Origin of the sequence: Pseudomonas sp. DE0010 (assembly GCF_007680745.1) — a bacterium.
Taxonomy (GTDB): Bacteria; Pseudomonadota; Gammaproteobacteria; order Pseudomonadales; family Pseudomonadaceae; genus Aquipseudomonas; species Aquipseudomonas parafulva_B.
Genome location: NZ_VEJQ01000007.1, coordinates 103,306 through 126,290, shown reverse-complemented (window position 1 = coordinate 126,290; position 22,985 = coordinate 103,306). Strand labels below are relative to the sequence as shown.

Here is a 22,985-nt window from a genome sequence, read left to right as displayed (position 1 = left end):
TTAGCACAGCGTGGCTGGCGGCTTTAGGGCCAGTTCGCGCTGAGGAATACCCCGAAACAGAAGGGGCGCTGGGCCCCTTTGCGCGCAGGATCAGGTGATGTCGGCCTTGGCCGGCTCATCCAGGCCCATGGCGTGCAGGCGGGCATAGTAACCGTTGGCGGCCAGCAGCTCGGCATGGGTGCCTCGCTCCACCAGGCGCCCCTGATCCATGACCAGGATCTGGTCGGCCTTCTCGATAGTCGACAGGCGATGCGCGATCACCAGTGTGGTGCGCCCCTGCATCACACGGTCCAGCGCAGCCTGGATGTGCCGCTCGGATTCGGTATCCAGGGCCGAAGTCGCTTCGTCCAGGATCAGCAATGGCGAGTTCTTCAACAGCGCACGGGCGATGGCCAGGCGTTGGCGCTGGCCACCGGACAGCAACACGCCGTTTTCGCCGATCTGGGTATCGAAGCCCTTGGGCAACTGATCGACGAAATCCTTGGCAAACGCCGCCTCGGCCGCCGCTTCGATGTCGGCACGCGGCGCGCCGGCCAGGTCACCGTAGGCAATGTTGTTGGCGATGGTGTCGCTGAACAAGGTCACATGCTGGTTGACCTGGGCGATGTGTCGACGCAGGTTGAGCAACTTGAAGTCTTCGATTTCCACGCCGTCGAGCAGTATCTCGCCACTGCTGTGGTGGTAGAAGCGTGGAATCAGGCCGGCCAGGGTGGACTTGCCGCTCCCGGAGCGGCCCACCAGCGCGACCATCTGCCCAGGCTCGACGGTGAAGTTGATGTCGCTCAGCACCTGGCGATCGGTACCGGGGTAGGTGAAGCTGAGGTTGCGAACTTCCAGGCGCCCGCTGACCGCATCGCGCTCGACGGTGCCCTTGTCCACTTCCCGCTGCTCGTCGAGCTGCTCGAAGATACTCTCGGCACCGGCCACACCCTTCTGGATGGTCGAACTGACTTCCGACAGCTGGCGAATCGGCTTGGGCAGCAGGCCGGCCAGGGTGATATAGGCCACCATGTCACCTGCCGAGGCGTCGCCACGAAGGTAGAGCACCAGGAACATCAGAACGGCCATGGCAACATAGATCACCAGTTGCAGCAGGGGCGTATAGATGGCGCTGGTGCGGGTCATGCGCAGCTGCTTGTCGGTGTTGCTCTGGCTGGCCTTGAGGAAGCGCTGGCGCTCGTAGGCTTCACCGCCGAAGCTGCGCACCACGCGGTAGCCCTGAATGGTCTCGGACGCCACGTGGGTGACGTCGCCCATGGCAACCTGGATCTTCTTGCTCTGCTTGCGGAATTTCTTGCTGGCACGGCCCACCATGAAGGCGATCAGGGGCAGGATGGCCAGCATCACCAGCGTCAGGCGCCAGTTCATCAGCAGCAGCGAACCGAACAGGAACACCACCGTCATGCCTTCGCGAATGACCACCTTGATGGCATCGGTAGCCGCCCCGGTGACCATGGTCACGTTGAAGGTGATGCGCGAGATCAGGTGCCCGGAGTTGTTCTGGTCGAAGTAGCGGTTGGGCAGGCTCAGCAGGTTATTGAACAGTTGCACCCGCAGGTCATGGACCAGGCCCAGCGAGACCTTGGCCAGGAAGTAGTTGCCCAGAAACGATCCCAGGCCCTGCCAGGCAGCGATGATGATGATCAGCGCCGGCACCGTGTGCAGCAGGTTCAGGTCGCGCAGGTGCGGGACGTTGGGAAACAGCGAGGCATCCGGGTTGGACAGGCCGTCGACGAAATACTTGAGGATGTAGCCCAGCATTGGCTGGGTCGATGCAAAGATCAGAAAGCCCAGGATACTCAGCAGGAACACGCCGATGTAGGGTCGGACATAACCAAGTAGACGGAAATAGATCTTCATGCTCGATGGGCTCTGGGAGCCGTTGGCGTCTGTCATATCACGGAACATGCTGAAAATGGGGTGCTGACTTTACCACACGTTGGCAGCGGCGTCGGACCACTCGGCCCCGCCGCTTACCAGCAGCAATGCGCGCAAAGCTGGGTTAACATTGCCCGTTCTTTCGACCTGGGCCCTCTTTCTCCATGTTCCCAAGCAGCCTACACAACGCCGGCAACCGCTTTTTCGATTTCGTGTGCCTGTGGCTGCTGCCGGCCGGCATGCTGGCGCTGCTCGGTGCCCTGTTCTTCCTGCCCGAACGCAGCCTGCACCACAAGCTGTACTACGGTCTTTTCAGCATTCCGACCTTGCTGGCGCTGTGCGTCCGGCCTCGTGAACTGAAAACCCTGTTTCGTGAACCGCTGCTGTGGCTGTTCGTGGCCTTCGCCGGCTACGCCATCCTCAGCCTGAGCTGGTCACCCTCGCCGGCGCAGGCGGACAACCTGATCAAGCGGCCCCTGCACACCCTGATGCTGTTCCTGGGCACCGGGCTGATGCTGCGTTACCGACCCGAGGCGCTCAAGGGGCTGTTCCTGGGCGCTGCGCTGCTGGCGCTGCTGGCCACGCTGCGGGACCTGACCACGTTCATGCTCACCTACACCCCGGGCAGCCGGCTGATCGGGGCCGGCGCTCTGGACAACCCGCTGCTCAGCTCGCACCTGTACGGTTTCTTCGGGACCTACTGGCTATGGATGGCGGTCAACGGCAAGCGGGCGCTGACCGTGTCGCTGTGCATGGCGGCCTTTGCGGTCATGTTCGCCGCGGTGGTGGCCACCGGTTCCCGCACGCCCCTGGTGGCCATGACCCTGGCGGTGAACTGGATCGCCCTGCTCTGCCTGGACCGTCGCTCGATCCCCCTGTTCCTGGCCGCCCCGCTGTTCATCGTCGCGGTGCTGGTGGTGGACCCGCAGTTGATCATGGCGCGCGGCGACTCGTACCGTTTCGATATCTGGCGCATTACCTGGGACCTGTTCCTCCAGCACCCGCTGATCGGCCATGGCTACGACGCGCCCCTGTCCATCGATGTCGGGGTGGGCTATCTGCTGAGCGAGCCCCACAGTTTCGTCATGGGCGTGCTGTATTACGTGGGCATCCTGGGCTTGCTGCCGTGGCTGGGCATGATCGTCTACGCGCTTTACAGCGGCTGGAAGTACCGCACCCACCCTGCCTTGCAGATGGCCTCGGCGCTGCTGGTGTTCGGCATCGGTGCGGGCCTGACCGAGGGCGGCGGTATCCTGTCGCGGCCCAAGGAGCATTGGTTCCTGCTGTGGATACCGCTGGCGCTGGTCGCCGGGCTGAACATCGCCCGCCGGGGTGGCAGGCTGGTGGCGGCCAACCGCGCCCGCTTGAGCGAGGCCCAGGCCAGGCAACTGCATGAGGGTGCTCGCGTCATCGAAGAGGACGGGCTGGGCCCCAAGGTCCTGCTGCTGCAAGATGGCAGCTTCCTGAAGTTGTTCCGCCCGCGCGCCTGGTACACCGCCGGCGCCTTCTACCCCTACGCGCGCCGCTTTGCCAGGAACAGCCAGCAACTGGCACTCGAAGGCATTCCCACGCCCCCCGTCGTGGAACTGCTGAACTACGCCGATGGCACCCAAGGCGTGCGCTACATCCCCCTGGCAGGCCAGACCGTGCGCCAGGCGCTGCAGGCCTGCCCATCGCTGGCAGAGCGCAGGGCCCTGGTGCAGCGTATGGGGCGGTTCATGGGGCGTCTGCACCAGCAAGGCGTCTACTTCCGGTCCTTGCACCTGGGCAACGTACTGCTGATGGACAACGGCGAATTCGGCCTGATCGACCTTGCCGACATGCGCCTGCTGCCTTCGCCGCTGTCGGCGGAGCTGCGCCAGCGCAATTTGCGCCACATGCAGCGCTACACCGAAGACAAGCAGTGGCTGTTCGAGGAAAACGTCCAGGCCCTGCTGGAGGGCTACAGCGCAGCAGCCAGCCAGACCATGAGCCACGCCCTGCGCCAGAAGCTCGAACTGGCCCCGGGAGCGGAACGCTGACATGGGCTATCTGGCGCCGCTGCTCAGTTTCCTGGTGTTCGGCCTTGCCTTGTTGCTGGCAGGGCTGCTGCTGCGCAGCCCTTGGGTGGCGCGCCATCTGGAGCCAGTAGCGGGGCGCTGGGCTACCCTCGATGGCTTGAGGGGCTACTTGGCCCTGGGAGTCTTCATCCACCATGCCGCCATTGCCTGGCATTACCAGCACACCGGCCAGATCAACATGCCTCCCGAGCGCTTCTTCGCCCAGATCGGGCAGGCGAGCGTCGCGCTGTTCTTCATGATCACCGGGTTTCTGTTCTGGAGCAGGCTGGTGCGCCAGGGCCGCGCCTTCGATTGGCGAGCCTTTGCCATTTCCCGCGTCATGCGCCTGTACCCCCTGTATTTCGGCCTGCTGGCTGCGGTGCTTGTGACGGTGTTCTACCTGCAAGGCTGGAAGCTGCTCGACACACCAACCGCCCTGGCACAACAGCTTTCAGCCTGGCTGCTGTTCCACCGCCCCGACATCAACCAGTTGGCCGGCACCGGCAACCTGATCTCGAACGTGACCTGGACCCTTAACTACGAAATCTACTTCTACCTGGCCCTGCCGTTGCTGGGCCTGATGTTCGTCTACCGCGGTACGCTCTTGAGGGCCATTGCCTGCGTGATAGCCCTGTACCTGCTGGCAAAGCTTGTGGGCTGGGAACATGCGCTGAAAAAGAAATACCTGATGAGCTTTGCAGGCGGCATTGCGGCGGTTTACTGGGTACGCAGCCCGGCACTGGTGCAATGGGCCAAGGGCAGGTACGGCACCTGGGTGGCCATCGGCCTGCTGGTGCTGGTGATGACGGCGCTGCACAAGACCTTTGCGGTGTTCCCGCTGCTGCTGCTGAGCCTCGTGTTCTGCATCATCGTCTCAGGCAACGACCTACTGGGCGCCCTGGCCCTGCGCAGTGCCCGCTGGCTAGGCGAAATCAGCTATAGCCTGTACCTGCTCCACGGGCTGGTGCTGTGGTGGCTCGCCTATCGCCTCTATCCCTCTTACGGGTTCACCTACGACGACCGCGGGGCGTTCATGGCCGTGATCGCCGTCGCCTGCACCGTGTTGGTGGTCGTGAGTAGCGCCACGTTCCTCCTACTGGAAAAGCCGGGTATCGCCCTGGGCAAGCGCCTGGCCCAGCGCCCGCAGGCCAAGCCTGGGAACCTGAAGTCAGGCTCGACCCACCAGGCCTGAGGCGCGCCGCTCGGCATAGGCGAGAAACGCCTGGATGTCATCGCTGCACAGTTTGCCCACCACATGGGCAATCTCGGCAGGTGGCCAGTCCCACCAGGCGCTGGCCAGCAGTTGCTCTCGCACCGCTTCCGGAAATCGCCAGCGCACGATGCTGGCCGGGTTGCCGCCGACCACCGCGTAAGCGGGCACATCCCGGGTCACCACGGCCCCAGCGGCCACGATGGCCCCGCTGCCAATGCTAACCCCCGACAGGATCGTGCAGTTGGAGCACAGCCATACGTCGTTTCCGATGGTCACGTCACCGCGGCTGAAGGCATAGCCCTCGATGGCCGATGCCTCGGGCAGCATGGCCGGGAATGGGTAAGTGGTTACCCAGTCGGCCCGATGATGCCCGCCCAGGAAAATCTGCACGCCTTCGGCAATCGAGCAATAGGCGCCGATGCGCAGCGTCGTCCCCTCCTGCCAGTCGTGTACCTCGGGCACGCCATAGCTGCCCACGCCGAAAGCGTACTGGGGGTAACGCGCGGCAAATCGCGCCTGCCCGCGCTCGATGGCCGGCAGCTTGCGAATCGCCCGCTTGGCCCGTTTTTCCCGGTAGCGCGAGAGCCAGCCCATGCCCTTCAGCCCTTTTCCAATGGCGAGAAGAACAATCGCCCCAGCCCGCGCCAGGTCTTGCGCGTATAGGCGCGCAGTGGAATCTGCGCCAGCAGTTCGCGGGCCAGCTTGCGATCACGGTTGGCCACCTTGAGGAACATCGAATTCAGCGCCTTGAACTTGACCTGTTCATAGGCCGGATGATCCTTGAACTTGGCATAGGTGCGCAGGATATTGTCGATCATGAACCGGTGGTTCTTGTACGAGTTGCTGGCATGCTTGCGGTAGCGCGCCATGACCACGCTCAGGCCATCGATGAAGTATCCGGCGTGGGTCACCTTCAGCTCGATCAGCAGGTCTTCCAGGCGGATATCCGGGTCGAAGCCGCCCACCTTCTGCAGTGCCTCGCGGCGGATCAGCAGCGTGGGCGCAGGTGGGTAGGGTTTGCGCTCCAGGAACATGTCCTCGAAGTCCAGGCGCCTGAACGGGACCTCGCGGCGCTGCCGCGCTTCGGGGAACAGCTCACCCTGGGAATCGATGAGCTCGATGTTGCCAGCGCAGATACCCACTTCGGGCTTGTCGGCCATGTACTGGACCTGGATCGCGATGCGGTCCGGCATCATGATGTCGTCGGAACCAAACGGCGCGATCAGCGTGCCCTTGGCCCGCGCAATGGCCTCGTTGAGCGTGTGGGTCAGGCCTTTGTTGCGCTGCACGCGAAAATCGAAACCGTGCTGCGCTTGCAGACGCTCGATACGCTCGACGCTGTCATCGGTAGAGCCGTCGTCCACCACCAGCAGCTCGATGTGCGGGTAGGTCTGGTTCAGCACGCTGAGAATGCTCTGCTCGATGTATGGGCCATGGTTGTACGATGCGATGATCACCGTGACCAGGGTTGGGTCCGCACTCATTTCGGCTCCTTCGCAGCCAAGCCCGACTCGATCAGCGCCAGGTATTGCTGACGGAATACGTCGATGTCGTGGTGTTGATTGAGGTAGTGATAGGCCTGCTCGCCCTTGGCGTGCAACGCCGCGTCATCCAGCGCCAGGTAGCGGTCCAGGGCTGTGGTCAGGCTGGCAACGTCCGCAGGCTTGACCACCTCGCCGCCCGCGCCGGTGATCAGCGGCAACATTGCCGGCACGTCGCTGGCGATGACCGGCAAACGCCCGCTCATGCCTTCGAGCAGGGCAAGGCCCAGACCTTCGGCCAGCGATGGCATGGCCCAGATGTCGAACGCACGGACATAGCGCAGGGCGTTGTCACGAAAGCCCAGCAAGTGCGCCCTGCCCGTCAGCCCCAGGCGATCGATCTCGGCCTGCAGGCGCGCCTGCTCACGACCCGCCCCGATGATCGCCAGTTGCGCGGTGGGGTACTTGTCCTTCAAGGCGGCAAACGCCTGGATCAGGTAGGTATGGCCCTTGACCGGCACCAGGCGGCCCAGCGCCCCGACCATGCGAACGTTCTGGGCCAGGCCAAGTTGTGTGCGGGCCTCGGCCTTGTTCAGCTGCAACGCCTGGGCCTGATCCGTGTCGATGGCATTGGTGATGGCATGGGTGTTGGCATCGGTGAAACCGCACTTGCAGTCCAGCAGGTATTGCTTGACTGCCGGCGACACACCCACGAACTGCCAATGCCCGTCGATCAGGCGCTGGGTCTGACGACGGCGATAGGTGCGGTCGTACTCGCCAAAGCCATGGGAAATGCCGATGCACAACGGGATCTTCAACCAACGGTTGAGTTGCAACAGCATGTTCACAGGCTTGAAGCGGTTGCAGATCACCACGTCGAAGCGTTCGCGTCGGCAAAACCGGTAGAGCTGCCACAGCGCCTTGAGGCGCATGCCCTTGAGCGCACCGTCGCTGAAGTCGAAGTACACCGAATGGTCGGCGCGACTGACCGGTTGGCCAGGCGCAGGCCGGCCCTTGAGAAAGGCCATGGTCGTTTCGAACCGATCCGCTGGCAGCGCCTTGAAGATCTGTTCGGCCAGGTCGGCAAAATCGTGCTGCTTGATGTTGTAGTCCGGTTGCAGTTGCAGGACTTTGAAACGCTTCATACGTTTTCCCGATGTACACCCTGGTGGCGGTCCGTCAGAACCCAGAACAGCTCGTGGCGACGCACGGCCTTGCGGAAAAATTCGTTCTCGCCGTAAGGCGAACTGCGCCGGCCTGCCAACCAGCGCTGGATCACTCGGCGAACTCGGCGCTTGAAGGGCGGGCGGGGCTGCAGGTCGTGCATCATGCCCAATGCCATGGCCTTGTCATGTTGCAGTGAGCGGTCCAGCACCAGGGTGCAAGGGCGCCCGACCGACAACTCACTGGTGACCGGCGGCAAGGCCACGCCTGCACCGCTGTCGCCCATGGGCCAGCGGTCGTTGTCGTGCAGGTGATTGGCATAGCCCAGCAGGATCTCGGGTTGCCACTGCAGGCCCTGCAACGCTTCCTGCAGGGCTTGCTGGGCAGCCACGTGGTCAGGATGCGGATCGAGCACCGGGTGCGGCATCACGATCACTTCCGGGCGCGCCTGTAGTACCAACGCGCGCACGTCGGCCAGCAGGTTCTGCCAGGTCGGAACGCCGTCGTCGCCCGGCAAAGGCAGCGCGTTGAGGGTACGGAAGGGGCGCGTATCGGTCATGTCCGCCTCGCGCGAGCCGAAGGGGGTGGTCGGTGCCTGCCGCATGGCGGGCAATTGCAGGCAGAAGTAGCCCAACTGCACGCAGCGCTCTTGCGCAACGCCCGCCCAGCGAGGCACCGCGATACTGTCCCAGGCCCGCAAGCGCCCTTTGAGGCGCGCAGCCTCGGCAGATGACAGGCCCATGGCCTGGTAGTGCTCGGCCTCGATTTCGCCAGCGGTCAGGGTCACGATCCAGGCTTCGTCTGCCTGGCTGTACAGGCCGTAGGCGGCGAGTTCGGCATCATCGGCATGGGGCGCGATGACCATCACCCGCTTGCGACGCAGGTCTGGCTGCTGGAACATCCACAGGCGCGGCTGGCCCACCAGCCGGCAGAAGCGCCCGCGCAAGGTGATCTGGCCTTGACGCAGCGCCGTGTCGAGCCCAGTCAGGTTGAGGTAGCGCTTGCCGCGAACACCGCGTTCGAACACCTGCAGGTCTTTGCCGCCTGCGCCTTCGATGTACACCCCGGGGTCGAAAAACCTGCCCAGCAGGGCGCAACGCAGTTCAACCTGCAGCACCCATGTTGCACCTTCAGCGACGGGCGCTGCGGGTAATTGCAAACGGCCGCCCTGCAGGCTTACGCCCATCACTTCATCGGCCCCATCGAAGGCATAGGTGTAGTCATCGGCCGGGGTGTAGAACAGGTGGTCGGCCAGCCACGCCTCGTGGGCTACCCACAGCAGCGGCAGGAGCAACAACGGCAGCCACCAGATGAACGCACCCAGCGCAATCAACGCCACCAGGGCCACCAGCAGCCCGAGGCGCTTGTTGCGCCGATGGCGCTTTAGCAACTGCTGCTTGCGGCTCACGCCTGGTACACCGGCACGGGGTGGCACCAGCGGTCCTTGTACTCGCGGTCGGCCCGGCCGAACGAGAACCGCAATGGCTTGTTGCGCGCGCGGGCGTCCTCCCAGGCGGCCTGGGTATTAAGGAAGCTCAGCACGCTGCCGGGGCTGAACGCCTTGGTCTCAGGGTCGACGCCGCCATTGACGTATTCGACGCTGATCCACTCAGGCGCCTCGACGCGGTACACCAGCTGGATGGCGATAGGCTTGTCATCGAGCAGCAAGACTGAGCCGATCAGCAGGTCCCGCAGGCGCTCGATCACTTCGCCCATGCGCTCGGCACCAGTGGCTGCAAACCCCCAGCGGCGCTGGAAAAGGTCGCAATACATGGCGGCGACAGTAGCGGCATCGAAGTCGCTGATCGGCCGCACCACGCCACCGGCTTCTTCCAGCAACCGCAGTTCACGGCGCTGGTTGTAACGGAATTTCTTCGACAGGTCTTCTGGCGCACGGGCCATCGCCAGCTGTTCTTTCTGCGCCTTGAGGCCGACAAAGCGGCCCTGGTTCAGTTCGGACAGGTAGCGTGCGCCATGGCGCAGCGGCGCGGCGGCGTCGGCTGCCGCAGGCAGGATGATTTCGGCATTGCCCAGGTCGAACAATGCCTTCTTGCCGCTGCGCTTGAGTACGTCCTTGGACAGCGCCAGGTGACGCCCCCAGGTGGGGATGGCCGCCTTGAGCTCGCCGGCCTGGTGCCAGGCCAGGTAACGCACGGGGATCTGCGCCAGGTCCGCCAACTGCGAGACCACCAGGGGATGGGTGGCGACACTACCGCCGAAACGCGCCCAGGCCTGGGCATAGGTCTGCGCATCGATGACTTGCCAGCCACGCTCGCGCAGGGCTTTTACATGATTGAACATCAGGCCCCCACCAACGCGCGAACCTGGGGCAGTTGCCAGAAGGTGTCGCGCACCGCCTGGTCCGAGAAACGCTCGCGCAGGCGTTCGAGCATATGCTCGGCGCACACCTGGCGTTGCGAGTCGTCCAGCGCGGCCATGCGTTCGAGGCCTTGCGCCAGCTGGCTGGCATCGCCCAGGGGGAACAGCATGCCGACACCTTCGACCACTTCCCGCGCACCGCCACAGGCCGTGGCCAACACCGGGACGCCAGCGACCATAGCTTCGAGCAGGACCATGCCGAAGGGCTCATGATCGGAACTCAAGGCGAACACGTCGAAGGCCTGGAAATAGCGACGCGCATCGGGCACCTGCCCCAGGAAGTCGACCTGATCGGCAATGCCCAGCTCGCGGGCCAGGGCCTTTAGCTTGGATTCCAGGCGGCCCTTGCCCAGGATGGCCAGGCGCGCACCGACCGGCAATGCCGGCAACGCCTGGGCAAAGCCGCGCAGTAAGGTGGCCTGGTCCTTGTCTGGGTGCAACCGACCGACATTGCCCACCACCCAGGCCTGCGCATCCAGCCCCAAGGCTTCGCGTGCCTCGGCACGCGGCACCAGGGCGGCCTGAAGGGTGGCGATGTCGATGCGGTTGTACAGCGTCTGGATGCGGTCGGCGGGCCACTGCGCCAGGCAGCGGCGCATGTCGTCGCGCACCGCGTCGGATACACCCAACAGGCTCAAGCGCTTGCTGAACAGGTTGGCGAACAGGCGCCGGCCTTTGCGCTCATAGTCGCCAAAGGCGTGGTGCACGCCTATCACCGGTAACCGGGTCCCGAGCAAGGCGACGTAGATCGGTTTGAAGCGGTGAGCGATGCAGAACGCGAAGTTGCGCTGGGCCGCGATCTTGCGCAACGCCCGGATCGCGCCGAGCTTCAGGCCACGGACCGCCTTGGAGCTGAATTCCAGAAACAGCACTTCATCCGACCCACAACCAGCCGCCACCTGCGGGTCGGCTGCACCGGTCAGGAACACGGTCGTGACCTTGTAGCCGCTGCCCTCGAACAGGCTGGCGTATTGACGGGCACAATCGAGGAAAGGCCCGTCATAGCCATGGCAGAACTGCAGGATGCGCGGTTCAGAGCGGCTGTTCATAGGCGGCAGCGCCGTCCTTGACGACAAGGATATCTTCCATGATCAGGTACTGCAGATCGGAGCCGAAGAACATGTTCAAGGCATCGGTCGGCGAGCAGATCATCGGCTCACCCCGGCGGTTGAGCGAGGTGTTCAGCGAGACGCCGTTGCCAGTCAACGTTTCCAGCGCCTTCATCATGTCGTAGTAGCGCGGGTTGTACTCGCGCTTGAGCACCTGGGCACGGGACGTGCCGTCTTCATGGACCACCTCCGGCACGCGGCTTTTCCACTCCTCGGCCACTTCGAAGGTGAAGGTCATGAAGGGCGCCGGGTGGTCGACCTTGATCATCTGCGGGGCGACCGTATCGAGCATCGACGGGCAGAAGGGTCTCCAGCGTTCGCGGAACTTGATCTGCTCGTTGATGCGGTTGGCCACGCCCGGCACGCTCGGGCAACCGATGATCGAGCGGCCACCCAAGGCACGCGGGCCGAACTCCATGCGGCCCTGGAACCAGGCCACCGGGTTGCCATCGACCATGATCTTGGCGATGCGCTGCGGCATGTCGTCTAGCTTGCGCCATTTCGGCGCGTTGGGGTGACGGGCGCAGGCTGCGATCACATCTTCGTTGGAGTAGGACGGGCCGAGGTAGACGTGCTCCATCTTCTCGACCGGCACGCCGCGGGCGTGGGACACGTAGGCGGCCGCCCCCACTGCCGTACCGGCATCGCCGGAGGCTGGCTGCACGAACAGCTCCTTCACGTCGGGACGGGCGATGATCTTCTGGTTGAGCTTCACGTTCAGCGCACAACCGCCGGCGAAGGCCAGCTTGCCGGTTTCGCGCAGGGTGTCGCCCAGGTAGTGGTCGATCATCTGCAGGGCGATCTTCTCGAACAGCGCCTGCATGCTGGCTGCGTAATGGATGTACGGCTCGTCAGCGATGTCGCCTTCGCGCTTGGGCCCCAGCCATTCGATCAACTTGGGCGAGAAGTAGAAGCCCTTGCCTTTCTCTTTGTAGCGGCGCAAGCCAATGACGTTGGCGTAGTCGGTGTTGATCACCAACTCGCCGTTTTCGAAACTGGCCAAGCGCGAGAAGTCATATTTGCTGGCATCGCCATAGGGCGCCATGCCCATGACCTTGAATTCGCCGTCGAGCATTTCGAACCCGAGGAATTCGGTGATTGCGCCGTACAGGCCACCCAGCGAATCCGGATCGAAGAACTCCTTGATCTTGTGGATCTTGCCGTTCTCGCCGTAGCCGAAGAAGGTGGTGGCGTACTCGCCTTTGCCGTCAATGCCCAGGATCGCGGTCTTTTCCTTGAAGCCCGAGCAGTGGTAGGCGCTGGAGGCATGAGCCAGGTGATGTTCCACGGGCTCGATCGTGACCTTTTTCGGGTCGAAGCCCAGCTGTTCCAGGCACCAGACGATCTTCTTGCGGTAGCGCTTGTAGCGGCGGTTGCCCATCAGAATCGCGTCGAGGGCGCGGTCCGGTGCGTACCAGTAGCGTTTGGCGTAGTGCCAGCGCGCCTTGCCGAACAGGCTGATGGGCGCGAACGGGATGGCGATGACATCGACGTCGGAGGGCTTGATACCGGCTTGTTCCAGGCAGAACTTCGCCGATTCGTAGGGCATGCGGTTTTTCGCATGCTTGTCGCGCACGAAACGCTCTTCTTCGGCGGCGGCAATCAGCTTGCCGTCGATGTACAGGGCCGCGGAAGGGTCATGGCTGAGGGCGCCGGACAGGCCAAGAATCGTCAATGCCAAGGGATAGGCCTCTTCATTCGGTAAAGATGCGCCAGCAGCCTGGTGGGCGGGTGGCGGCTAAAAGGCGGGATTATAACGCAAAGCGCAGCGTACGCATGCCTCTGCAAAGGCTACGCCTTTGGCCAGGGCACAAACTCTACAAACACGGCAATCCCGCAGCTCACCCATCACGCGGTCACTGGCGCGGCCTAGCCGGGGCGGCCGCAATGGGCCCGTCAGCGACCGCCAGGCCTCATTCGGCGATCAGCCAATCCATGCGGTAGCTGCCCTCGGTCTGCGCCAATTCCCGGGCTAGCCAAGGCAGCAGTTCCTTGAGCTCATCTTCCAGCCCCCAAGGCGGGTTGGCGATGGCCAGCCCGGATCCATTGAGGCCCTGCGGGCTGTCCTGGTGATGCACATACAGCTCGACACGCAACAGCTTGGGCGCGCCAGTGCTGGTGAGGTCCTGATAGAAACGGGTCAGCGAGCGCTGGTCCTTGATCGGGTACCAGATGGCCACCACCGTCTGGCGCATCCGACCAATGGCTTCCTTCATCGCAGCCGTGCAACGCTTCAGCTCATCAGCCTGCTCGAACGGCGGGTCGATGAGCATGACCGCGCGCTTCTCCTGCACGGGCAACAAGGCTCGCGGCACGTGCCAGCCCTCGCCCAGGTGCACGAACACGCGCGGATCCTTCTTCATGTTTTCCTTGAGCAGCGGCCCGTCCTCGGGGTGCTTCTCGTTGAGCAAGGCGCGGTCCTGCTGGCGCATCAGGCGACGCGCCAATTCAGGGGATCCTGGGTAGTAGCGCAGCTCGCCATCGGCATTCAGGCGCTTGATGACGCGCAGGTAATCGGCGGTCATGGCCGGCAGGTCATCACGGTTCCACAAACGCGCGACCCCCTCGAGGTACTCACCGGTTCGGCTCGCCTGATCACCCTTGAGGTCGTACAGCCCCAGCCCGGCATGGGTGTCGAGGTAGGCGAATGGTTGCTCCTTGCGCGACATCAGGGCGATGAGGCGGGTCAGCACGATATGTTTGAGAACGTCGGCATGGTTGCCGGCATGGAAGGCGTGACGATAGTTCATGGCAACTCCTGCGCAGGACGCAAGTTTACCCTGCCTGGCAAACGACGTCAGGCCTGACGGTCGCCAGAAAACAACGAACCCGCCACCGCAGTGCTGCACGAACCCTCAAAGGCCGTGCGGACACTGCTGGGCGGGTCCGGCTTTCAGCTAGCAGCGAACCTTAGCGGCTGTCACTTGTCAGCGTGATAAGCCGCATCAGCCGTTTCGAAGCGGCTGACCATCGCCTGCGATGGGCGGCCCAGCTTGCTCACCAGGACGATTGCGATGCTGGCGAACAGGAAGCCAGGGATGATTTCGTACAGGCCCATGGTGTCGAAGCTTTTCCACAGGATCACGGTCAGTGCACCCACCACGATACCGGCCAGCGCACCATTGCGCGTCATGCCCTTCCACAGCACCGAGATCAGCACGACAGGGCCGAATGCAGCACCGAAGCCGGCCCAGGCATAGGCCACCAGGCCCAGCACGCGGTTTTCAGGATTGGCAGCCATGGCAATGGCGATCAAGGCCACGGCCAGTACCATCAGACGACCGACCCACACCAGTTCTCGCTGGGAGGCATTCTTGCGCAGGAAGGCCTTGTAGAAGTCTTCGGTCAGCGCACTCGAGCACACCAGCAGTTGGCAACTCAAGGTACTCATCACCGCCGCCAGGATGGCCGACAGCAGGACGCCGGCGACCCACGGGTTGAACAGGATCTTCGCCAGCTCGATGAATACGCGCTCGTGGTTTTCATTCACTGGCCCGGCCACCTCAGGGTGGGCCGAGAAATAGGCGATGCCGAAGAAACCGACGGCGCAGGTACCGGCCAGGCACAGGATCATCCAGGTCATGGAGATGCGGCGCGCCTTGGCGATGGACTTCACCGAATCGGCGGCCATGAAGCGCGCCAGAATATGGGGCTGACCGAAGTAACCCAGGCCCCAACCCATCAGCGAGATGATCCCGATGAAGCTGGCACCTTTGAGCAGGTCGAAGTGAGCCGGGTTGACGGCTTCGATGGCGGCGAAGGTCTGGTCGAAGCCACCGGTGGAGATCAACACGATCACCGGTGTCAGGATCAACGCAAAGATCATCAGCGACGCCTGGACGGTATCGGTCCAGCTCACGGCCAGAAAGCCGCCAATGAAGGTGTAGGCGATAGTGGCCGCAGCCCCTGCCCACAGCGCTGTCTCGTAAGACATGCCGAAGGTGCTTTCGAACAGGCGGGCACCGGCCACGATGCCAGACGCACAATAGATGGTGAAGAACACCAAGATGACGATGGCCGAGATGATTCGCAGCAGGCCAGACTTGTCTTCGAAACGGCTGGAGAAATAGTCCGGCAGGGTGAGCGCATCGCCGTTGTGCTCGGTCTGCACGCGCAGGCGACCGGCAACGAACAGCCAGTTCAGGTAGGCGCCGACGGTAAGGCCGATGGCGATCCAGACTTCGGACAGCCCTGCGAAATAGATGGCGCCGGGCAGGCCCATCAGCAGCCAACCACTCATGTCGGACGCACCGGCCGACAACGCGGTGACCACGCTGCCAAGGCTGCGACCGCCAAGGATGTAGTCGGAAAGGTTCTTGGTGGCGCGGTAGGCAGCGAAGCCGATCAGCACCATTGCTGCGATGTAGATCACGAATGTGATCGTTAACGGATTACCCATGTGTTGGCCCTGGCGTTTGTTGTTATCTCATGCGCACCCACATCGTTGGTGGTTGCACCCAGGCGGCAGATGCTATTCAACAACATAAATCCGGTGCAACCATTTTTCACTGTGAAGTTGCACCCAAGTATGCTTTTTCAGACAAAGCCCCGTTTTTGCTCCCTAATGAAGCAGGCGCTGCCCTTTTATAGAACAAAATCTTGCCGACTTGACGCTTTGACCCTCACTAAAAACGACAGCCTGACGAGTTGCACCTTATTCGCGACATTTTAGGGTTGCACCTGGTTGCACCCGCGTTTTCCTACAGATAATCTTGTCGCCAGCTTAAGCCGCACTCGTGGCAATAATGAGGATAAGAAATGGCGACGACCACCCTTGGGGTCAAACTCGACGACCCTACCCGTGAACGACTCAAGGCCGCTGCGCTGTCCGTGGACCGCACGCCGCATTGGTTGATCAAGCAAGCGATCTTCAGCTACCTGGAGAAGCTCGAGGGTGGCGCGACCCTGACCGAAATCAGTGGCCAGGCCCTGGGCCTGAGCGATGAAGCCGGCGATGTACAGCCCGAGCAAGGTCACCAGAGCTTCATGGAATTCGCCGAAAGCATCCTGCCGCAGTCGGTCCTGCGCTCGGCCATTACCGCAGCCTACCGCCGGCCCGAGCAGGAAATGGTGCCGATGCTGCTGGAGCAGGCGCGCCTGAGCGCTCCGCTTGCCGACGCGGCCAACAAGATGGCTGCCGGCATCGCCGAGAAGCTGCGCAACCAGAAGAGCACCGGTGGCCGGGCCGGCATCGTTCAAGGCCTGCTGCAGGAATTCTCGTTGTCTTCGCAGGAAGGTGTGGCGCTGATGTGCCTGGCCGAAGCGCTGCTGCGCATCCCCGACAAAGGCACCCGCGATGCCCTGATCCGCGACAAGATCAGCACCGGCAACTGGCAGCCGCACCTGGGCAACAGCCCGTCGCTGTTCGTCAACGCCGCCACCTGGGGCCTGTTGCTGACGGGCAGGCTGGTAAGCACCCACAACGAATCCGGGCTGACCTCCTCGCTGACCCGTATCATCGGCAAGAGCGGCGAGCCGATGATCCGCAAGGGCGTGGACATGGCCATGCGCTTGATGGGCGAGCAGTTCGTCACCGGCGAAACCATCGCCGAAGCACTGGCCAATGCCACACGCTTCGAGTCCAAGGGCTTCCGTTATTCCTATGACATGCTCGGTGAAGCAGCACTCACCGAGCATGATGCCCAGAAGTACCTGGCATCCTATGAGCAAGCCATCCACTCGATCGGCAAGGCTTCCAACGGCCGTGGCATCTATGAAGGCCCGGGCATCTCCATCAAGCTCTCGGCCCTGCACCCACGCTACAGCCGTGCCCAGTACGAGCGGGTGATGGAAGAGCTGTACCCGCGCCTGCTGTCCCTGACCCTGCTGGCCAAGCAATACGACATCGGCCTGAACATCGATGCCGAGGAAGCCGATCGCCTTGAGCTGTCCCTGGACCTGCTCGAGCGCCTGTGCTTTGAGCCCGCGCTGGCCGGCTGGAACGGTATCGGCTTCGTGATCCAGGCGTACCAGAAGCGCTGCCCGTATGTAATCGACTACGTGATCGACCTGGCCAAGCGCAGCCGCCACCGCCTGATGATCCGCCTGGTAAAAGGTGCCTACTGGGACAGCGAGATCAAGCGCGCCCAAGTCGAAGGCCTGGAGGGCTACCCGGTTTACACCCGCAAGGTCTACACCGACGTGTCGTACGTGGCCTGCGCGCGCAAGCTGCTGGCTGTGCCCGAGGCTATCTACCCGCAGTTCGCCACGCACAACGCCCACACCCTGTCGGCCATCTACCAGATCGCCGGGCAGAACTACTACCCCGGCCAGTACGAGTTCCAGTGTCTGCACGGCATGGGTGAGCCGCTGTACGAACAGGTGGTCGGCAAGATCGCCGACGGCAAGCTGAACCGCCCTTGCCGCGTGTATGCGCCGGTCGGCACCCACGAAACCCTGCTGGCCTACCTGGTTCGCCGCCTGCTGGAAAACGGCGCGAACACCTCGTTCGTCAACCGCATCGCCGACCAGTCCATTTCCATCCAGGAACTGGTCGCCGACCCTGTTACCAGCATCGAGCGCATGGGTACCCAGGAAGGCCGCATCGGCTTGCCACACCCCCGCATTCCGCTGCCACGTGACCTGTACGGCACCGAGCGGGCCAACTCCGCAGGCATCGACATGGCCAACGAACACCGCCTGGCTTCGCTGTCCTGCGCCATGCTGGCCACCGCCAACAACGACTGGAAAGCCGGTCCGCTGCTGGCCTGCACCGCCAGTGACAGTGCGGCAACGCCGGTGCTGAACCCTGCCGATCACCGCGATGTGGTCGGCCACGTTCAGGAAGCGACCGTTGCAGACGTCGACAATGCCATCCAGTGCGCACTCAACGCAGCGCCCATCTGGCAGGCCACCCCGCCAGCCGAGCGCGCCGCCATCCTGGAACGCACGGCCGACCTGATGGAAGCCGAGATCCAGCCCCTGATGGGTCTGTTGATCCGCGAAGCCGGCAAGACCTTTGCCAACGCCATTGCCGAAGTGCGCGAAGCCGTCGACTTCCTGCGCTACTACGCCGTCCAGGCGCGCAACGACCTGAGCAACGATGCCTACCGCCCATTGGGCCCTGTGGTGTGCATCAGCCCATGGAACTTCCCGCTGGCGATCTTCACTGGCCAGGTAGCCGCAGCCTTGGCCGCCGGCAACCCAGTATTGGCCAAGCCTGCCGAGCAAACCCCGCTGATCGCCGCCCAGGCCGTGCGCCTGCTGCTGGAAGCAGGCATTCCGGAAGGTGTCCTGCAACTGCTGCCGGGCCGCGGCGAAACCGTCGGTGCTGGCCTGGTGGGTGACGAGCGCGTCAAGGGCGTGATGTTCACCGGCTCCACCGAAGTGGCGCGTCTGCTGCAACGCAACGTGGCCGGCCGCCTGGACAACCAGGGTCGCCCAGTGCCACTGATCGCCGAAACCGGCGGCCAGAACGCGATGATCGTCGACTCCTCGGCACTGACCGAGCAGGTGGTGATCGATGTCGTGTCCTCGGCCTTCGACAGTGCCGGCCAGCGTTGCTCCGCGCTGCGCGTACTGTGCCTGCAGGAAGACTCCGCCGACCGCGTGATCGAGATGCTCAAGGGCGCCATGGCCGAAAGCCGGCTCGGTTGCCCGGATCGCCTGGCCGTGGACATCGGCCCGGTGATCGACGCTGAAGCCAAGGCTGGCATCGAGAAGCACATCCAGGGCATGCGCGAGAAAGGCCGCTCGGTCTATCAGGTGGCGATTGCCGACAGCGCCGAAATCAAGCGCGGCACCTTCGTGATGCCAACCTTGATCGAACTGGACAGCTTCGACGAGCTCAAGCGCGAGATCTTCGGCCCAGTACTGCACGTAGTGCGCTACAACCGCCGCAACCTGGACCAGTTGATCGAACAGATCAACAATTCGGGCTACGGCCTGACCCTGGGTGTGCACACGCGTATCGACGAAACCATTGCCAAGGTGGTCGAGTCGGCCCATGCCGGCAACCTGTACGTCAACCGCAACATCGTCGGTGCCGTCGTAGGCGTACAGCCGTTCGGTGGCGAAGGCTTGTCGGGCACTGGCCCCAAAGCCGGCGGCCCGCTGTACCTGTACCGCCTGCTGTCGACCCGCCCGGCGGACGCCATCGGCAGCCACTTCCAGCACCAGGACGGCGAAGCCAAGCCAGACCGCGCGCTGCACGAGCAGCTTGTCAAGCCGCTCCATGCGCTGAAGGCCTGGGCCGAGAGCAATCAGCTGTCCGACCTCGCCGTGCTGTGCAGCCAGTTCGCCAGCCAGTCGCAGAGCGGTATCGCCCGTCTGCTGCCAGGCCCGACTGGCGAGCGCAACACTTACACCATCCTGCCGCGCGAACACGTGCTGTGCCTGGCGGACAACGAAACCGACCTGCTGGCGCAGTTCGCTGCCGTGCTGGCGGTAGGCAGCTCGGCGGTGTGGGCCGACGGCGAACCAGGCAAGGCCCTGCGCGCCCGCCTGCCACGCGAACTGCAGGCCAAGGTGAAGCTGGTACCGGACTGGAGCAAGGACGAAGTGGCGTTCGATGCCGTGATCCATCACGGCGATTCGGACCAGCTGCGCAGTGTCTGCCAGCAGGTGGCCAAGCGTGCCGGGGCGATTGTCGGCGTACACGGCTTGTCCAGCGGCGATCATCAGATTGCACTGGAGCGCCTGGTGATCGAGCGTGCGGTGAGTGTGAACACTGCGGCGGCTGGGGGTAACGCCAGCTTGATGACCATTGGCTGAGGCTGAGGGTTGTTGAAGAAAAAGGGAGAGCTTCGGCTCTCCCTTTTTTATGGAGTGCATGACTTGAGGCTGGGGATGGGCAGACAGTCTCACATTCCCCCTTTGCAGCGCCGGAGACCGAACGCCGCCCGTGGCATCGGCCACACTATCTTTCCAGGATAGGCGATCCAGAGGTACGCCAAAGCCGCCAGATACTCCATCCCTTAATCGCCTCTGAGGCAATTAACAACCCAACCCATATCCAGCTATTGATGCCAGCAACTACCATAGGCAAGAGCAAAACCACCGAAATTGAAGGAACAATGAAGAACAATCTGAATGGCATCTGCACCACCGCCAAAAACACCGCGAATTTTTGATACTTGAAAAAACTCACACATGTAACAATAACTGAAAGCTGTAAAAACAGCCCGATCCAAATCAAAAATCCTGGACCACCCCAACTCCGCACCACTTCAAGACCACTGTTCAAATCTGACCAAAAAGGTATTGCGCCTCGGGCGACACTACGCAAGATGTACAAAACAATATAAAAAGCATCCATACCTGCCCAAAACAAGTATATAGATCGTTGCTTATTCATATTTGAGACCATCAATAGGCGCTCCCTCTATACTCATACTCCTCGTCAGGCACCACAGGACGCCAGTGCCAAGACTGCCCCGTGATCGCCCATGCATCGTCAGCCTGTACATAGTTCTGCGTTATCTGTCGTACATCGCCATATCGATGTATAGCCGATAACCTGACGAAACTCCGCTCATTTTCACCCAACGGTACCCACCTCTGACTTACAAGCCTACGGGTATTGGCATAGTCTTTCCCCTCGCTCGAAAAAATACGCCCCTCATCCCCTCGAGGTCGTAGGAAGTTTCTGCAACGCACGCAGGAAGCTAGCTTCCTGCTGACTTCTCCGAACAAGTCTCAGATGCCTCCAATTCTTCATGCCGTCAGTGGAACATCAGAGCTTGAAAGGTTCCAAGGCTGACAGATGCATGCCTTTTGATCTCACAGGTGCTGCACTATTACTGTTAACACCCGCTTCTCTTGACGCTCACTCAACCCAGCCCCTTCGCCCCGTCAACCAACATCAGACGTTCCAAATACGAGAATCTGTGACTGAACATCATCTGAATCAATCATGGTAGCCAGCCCTGTTCGGCCAATCCTAGACTCGCACCAAGCCCGCTCTAGGACCGCCCCATGCCCGAGACCCTGCTCAGCCCTCGCAACCTGGCCTTCGAGCTCTACGAAGTCCTCGACGCCGAAGCCCTGACCCAACGCCCGCGCTTTGCCGAGCACAGCCGTGAAACCTTCGACGCTGCGCTGACCACTGCGCGCACCATCGCCGAGAAATATTTCGCCCCCCACAACCGCAAAGCTGACGAAAACGAACCGCGCTACGTAGACGGCCGCGCCGAGCTGATCCCCGAGGTCAAGCCTGCTGTCGATGCCTTTCTTGAAGCCGGGTTCCTCAACGCCAATCGCGACTTCGAGGTCGGGGGCATGCAGTTGCCCAGCTTGGTGTCACAAGCCTGCTTTGCCCATTTTCAGGCTGCGAACGCCGGCACCACCGCCTACCCGTTCCTGACCATGGGCGCGGCCAACCTGATCGAGAGCTTCGGCAGCGAAGAACAAAAGCGTCTGTACCTACAACCGATGATCGAGGGCCGCTACTTCGGCACCATGGCCCTGACCGAACCCCACGCCGGCTCATCGCTGGCTGACATCCGCACCCGCGCAGAACCGACCGGTGACGGCAGCTACCGGCTGCGGGGCAACAAGATTTTCATCTCCGGCGGTGACCATGAGCTGTCGGAAAACATCGTGCACATGGTCCTGGCCAAACTGCCGGATGCCCCACCAGGGGTCAAAGGCATCTCGCTGTTCATCGTGCCCAAGTACTTGGTCGAGCCCGACGGCAGCCGGGGCTCGCGCAATGACGTAGTGCTGGCGGGGCTGTTTCACAAGATGGGCTGGCGCGGCACCACATCTACAGCGCTGAACTTCGGCGACAACGGCCAGTGCGTGGGCTATCTGGTCGGCCAGCCACACCAAGGCCTGGCCTGCATGTTCCAGATGATGAACGAAGCACGCATCGGCGTCGGCATGGGCGCGGTGATGCTCGGTTACGCCGGTTACCTGTACTCGCTGGACTATGCGCGGCAGCGCCCACAGGGCCGATCAGCCGACAACAAGGACCCGCAAACCCCGGCCATCCCGATCATCGAGCACACCGATGTCAAAAGGATGCTGCTTGCACAAAAGGCCTATGTGGAAGGCGCTTTCGACCTGGGCTTGTATGCGGCGCGCCTGTTCGACGATACCCACACGGCGCCCGATGAAAACACTCGCCAGCAGGCCCAGGCGCTTCTCGACCTGTTGACGCCCATCGTCAAATCCTGGCCCTCGGCGTATTGCCTGAAAGCGAACGAACTGGCCATCCAGATTCTCGGCGGCCACGGCTACACCCGGGAGTACCCGGTCGAGCAGTATTACCGTGACAATCGCCTGAACCCCATCCACGAAGGGACCGAGGGCATCCAGTCGCTCGATCTGCTGGGCCGCAAGCTGGCCCAGAACGGGGGTGCCGGGCTCAAGCACTTGATGCGCCTGATCGCTGTCACTGGTGAGCGCGCCAGCCATCACCCCAACCTCGACTCGCTGCGCCAGCCACTGGAACAGTTGGTCAATCGCTTGCAAGGTGTCACCCTGGCCCTGCTTGGCGACCTGGCCCAGGGCAAGGTCGCCGGCGCCCTGGCCAACTCGGCCCTTTACCTGAAGGTCTTCGGCCATTGCGTGATTGGCTGGCGCTGGCTGGAACAGGCGATTCATGCCGAACTCGGTCTGCTTCAGCGCGCCGCGGCTGACCGCGACTTCTACCTCGGCAAGCTGCAGGCAGCCCGGTATTTCCTGACCTGCGAAATACCGGGCTGCCATGCAGACCTGGCCTTGCTTGAAGCGCGCGATGACACCAGCTTGAACATGCAACAAGAGTGGTTCTAGAAAA

General features: G+C 62.7%; 15 protein-coding genes. 4 read left to right on the top strand and 11 right to left on the bottom strand.

Features of this window, described 5'->3' with window-relative positions; all coding sequences use genetic code 11:
* Positions 1-90: 90 nt before the first annotated feature.
* Entirely contained in the window at positions 91-1,896 is a 1,806-nt protein-coding gene (msbA, locus tag FS767_RS07830) for a lipid A export permease/ATP-binding protein MsbA (RefSeq protein ID WP_058604009.1), read from the bottom strand.
* A 146-nt stretch (positions 1,897-2,042) separates the two neighbouring features.
* Here msbA and FS767_RS07825 point away from each other — a divergent pair, with 146 nt between their 5' ends.
* Both FS767_RS07825 and FS767_RS07820 read left to right on the top strand, forming a co-directional pair.
* On the top strand, positions 2,043-3,899 hold the full coding sequence (locus FS767_RS07825; RefSeq protein WP_058604010.1) for a bifunctional O-antigen ligase/aminoglycoside phosphotransferase family protein: 1,857 nt from the start codon (positions 2,043-2,045) through the stop codon (positions 3,897-3,899).
* A 1-nt stretch (position 3,900) separates the two neighbouring features.
* On the top strand, positions 3,901-5,109 hold the full coding sequence (locus tag FS767_RS07820; RefSeq protein WP_144964772.1) for an acyltransferase: 1,209 nt from the start codon (positions 3,901-3,903) through the stop codon (positions 5,107-5,109).
* On the opposite strand, the gene FS767_RS07815 is transcribed toward FS767_RS07820, so the two are convergent.
* The 9 genes from FS767_RS07815 to putP form a co-directional block, all read right to left on the bottom strand.
* Entirely contained in the window at positions 5,086-5,724 is a 639-nt protein-coding gene (locus FS767_RS07815) for a CatB-related O-acetyltransferase (RefSeq protein ID WP_058638908.1), read from the bottom strand. The genes FS767_RS07820 and FS767_RS07815 overlap by 24 nt on opposite strands.
* A 5-nt stretch (positions 5,725-5,729) precedes the next feature.
* On the bottom strand, positions 5,730-6,614 hold the full coding sequence (locus tag FS767_RS07810) for a glycosyltransferase (protein ID WP_144964771.1): 885 nt from the start codon (positions 6,612-6,614) through the stop codon (positions 5,730-5,732).
* Positions 6,611-7,756: a glycosyltransferase gene (locus FS767_RS07805; RefSeq protein WP_058604014.1), complete on the bottom strand. Its 1,146-nt coding sequence runs from the start codon at positions 7,754-7,756 to the stop codon at positions 6,611-6,613. Before FS767_RS07805 ends, FS767_RS07810 begins: the two co-directional genes overlap by 4 nt.
* The gene (locus FS767_RS07800; protein ID WP_144964808.1) at positions 7,753-9,183 is read right to left on the bottom strand and encodes a PIG-L deacetylase family protein; all 1,431 of its coding nucleotides are present in this window, start codon (positions 9,181-9,183) and stop codon (positions 7,753-7,755) included. Before FS767_RS07800 ends, FS767_RS07805 begins: the two co-directional genes overlap by 4 nt.
* The gene (locus FS767_RS07795) at positions 9,180-10,076 is read right to left on the bottom strand and encodes an antimicrobial resistance protein Mig-14 (protein ID WP_144964770.1); all 897 of its coding nucleotides are present in this window, start codon (positions 10,074-10,076) and stop codon (positions 9,180-9,182) included. Before FS767_RS07795 ends, FS767_RS07800 begins: the two co-directional genes overlap by 4 nt.
* Positions 10,076-11,203 carry a glycosyltransferase gene (locus FS767_RS07790; RefSeq protein WP_144964769.1) on the bottom strand — a complete coding sequence of 376 codons (1,128 nt, stop codon included), beginning with the start codon at positions 11,201-11,203 and terminating at the stop codon, positions 10,076-10,078. The genes FS767_RS07795 and FS767_RS07790 overlap by 1 nt, the downstream gene beginning before the upstream one ends.
* Positions 11,187-12,944 (bottom strand): carbamoyltransferase, encoded by a 1,758-nt coding sequence (locus FS767_RS07785; protein WP_144964768.1) that lies wholly within the window; start codon positions 12,942-12,944, stop codon positions 11,187-11,189. Before FS767_RS07785 ends, FS767_RS07790 begins: the two co-directional genes overlap by 17 nt.
* Positions 12,945-13,176: 232 nt before the next feature.
* Positions 13,177-14,013 carry a 23S rRNA (adenine(2030)-N(6))-methyltransferase RlmJ gene (locus FS767_RS07780; protein WP_023532963.1) on the bottom strand — a complete coding sequence of 279 codons (837 nt, stop codon included), beginning with the start codon at positions 14,011-14,013 and terminating at the stop codon, positions 13,177-13,179.
* A gap of 170 nt (positions 14,014-14,183) precedes the next feature.
* On the bottom strand, positions 14,184-15,662 hold the full coding sequence (gene putP / locus FS767_RS07775) for a sodium/proline symporter PutP (RefSeq protein ID WP_144964767.1): 1,479 nt from the start codon (positions 15,660-15,662) through the stop codon (positions 14,184-14,186).
* Between the two features lie 359 nt (positions 15,663-16,021).
* On the opposite strand from putP, the gene putA reads away from it, so the two are divergent.
* Positions 16,022-19,975, top strand: coding sequence for a trifunctional transcriptional regulator/proline dehydrogenase/L-glutamate gamma-semialdehyde dehydrogenase (putA, locus tag FS767_RS07770; RefSeq protein WP_144964766.1), 3,954 nt, complete (start codon positions 16,022-16,024; stop codon positions 19,973-19,975).
* A 145-nt stretch (positions 19,976-20,120) separates the two neighbouring features.
* Here putA and FS767_RS07765 read toward each other — a convergent pair whose 3' ends face one another.
* Positions 20,121-20,558, bottom strand: a complete 438-nt coding sequence (locus FS767_RS07765; protein WP_256674245.1) for a hypothetical protein — start codon at positions 20,556-20,558, stop codon at positions 20,121-20,123.
* Between the two features lie 620 nt (positions 20,559-21,178).
* Here FS767_RS07765 and FS767_RS07760 point away from each other — a divergent pair.
* A complete protein-coding gene (locus tag FS767_RS07760) occupies positions 21,179-22,981 on the top strand; it encodes an acyl-CoA dehydrogenase (protein WP_144964764.1) in 1,803 nt (600 codons plus the stop codon).
* Positions 22,982-22,985 lie beyond the last annotated feature (4 nt).

Excerpts from the sequence above, each read along its gene's own strand:
- FS767_RS07790 (WP_144964769.1), bottom strand. The coding sequence starts at position 11,203 with ATGAACAGCCGCTCTGAACCGCGCATCCTGCAGTTCTGCCATGGCTAT.
- FS767_RS07820 (WP_144964772.1), top strand. The coding sequence starts at position 3,901 with ATGGGCTATCTGGCGCCGCTGCTCAGTTTCCTGGTGTTCGGCCTTGCC.
- FS767_RS07825 (WP_058604010.1), top strand. The coding sequence starts at position 2,043 with ATGTTCCCAAGCAGCCTACACAACGCCGGCAACCGCTTTTTCGATTTC.
- FS767_RS07765 (WP_256674245.1), bottom strand. The coding sequence starts at position 20,558 with ATGAATAAGCAACGATCTATATACTTGTTTTGGGCAGGTATGGATGCT.
- FS767_RS07815 (WP_058638908.1), bottom strand. The coding sequence starts at position 5,724 with ATGGGCTGGCTCTCGCGCTACCGGGAAAAACGGGCCAAGCGGGCGATT.
- FS767_RS07760 (WP_144964764.1), top strand. The coding sequence starts at position 21,179 with ATGCCCGAGACCCTGCTCAGCCCTCGCAACCTGGCCTTCGAGCTCTAC.
- msbA (WP_058604009.1), bottom strand. The coding sequence starts at position 1,896 with ATGACAGACGCCAACGGCTCCCAGAGCCCATCGAGCATGAAGATCTAT.
- FS767_RS07805 (WP_058604014.1), bottom strand. The coding sequence starts at position 7,756 with ATGAAGCGTTTCAAAGTCCTGCAACTGCAACCGGACTACAACATCAAG.
- FS767_RS07780 (WP_023532963.1), bottom strand. The coding sequence starts at position 14,013 with ATGAACTATCGTCACGCCTTCCATGCCGGCAACCATGCCGACGTTCTC.
- FS767_RS07810 (WP_144964771.1), bottom strand. The coding sequence starts at position 6,614 with ATGAGTGCGGACCCAACCCTGGTCACGGTGATCATCGCATCGTACAAC.
- putA (WP_144964766.1), top strand. The coding sequence starts at position 16,022 with ATGGCGACGACCACCCTTGGGGTCAAACTCGACGACCCTACCCGTGAA.
- putP (WP_144964767.1), bottom strand. The coding sequence starts at position 15,662 with ATGGGTAATCCGTTAACGATCACATTCGTGATCTACATCGCAGCAATG.
- FS767_RS07795 (WP_144964770.1), bottom strand. The coding sequence starts at position 10,076 with ATGTTCAATCATGTAAAAGCCCTGCGCGAGCGTGGCTGGCAAGTCATC.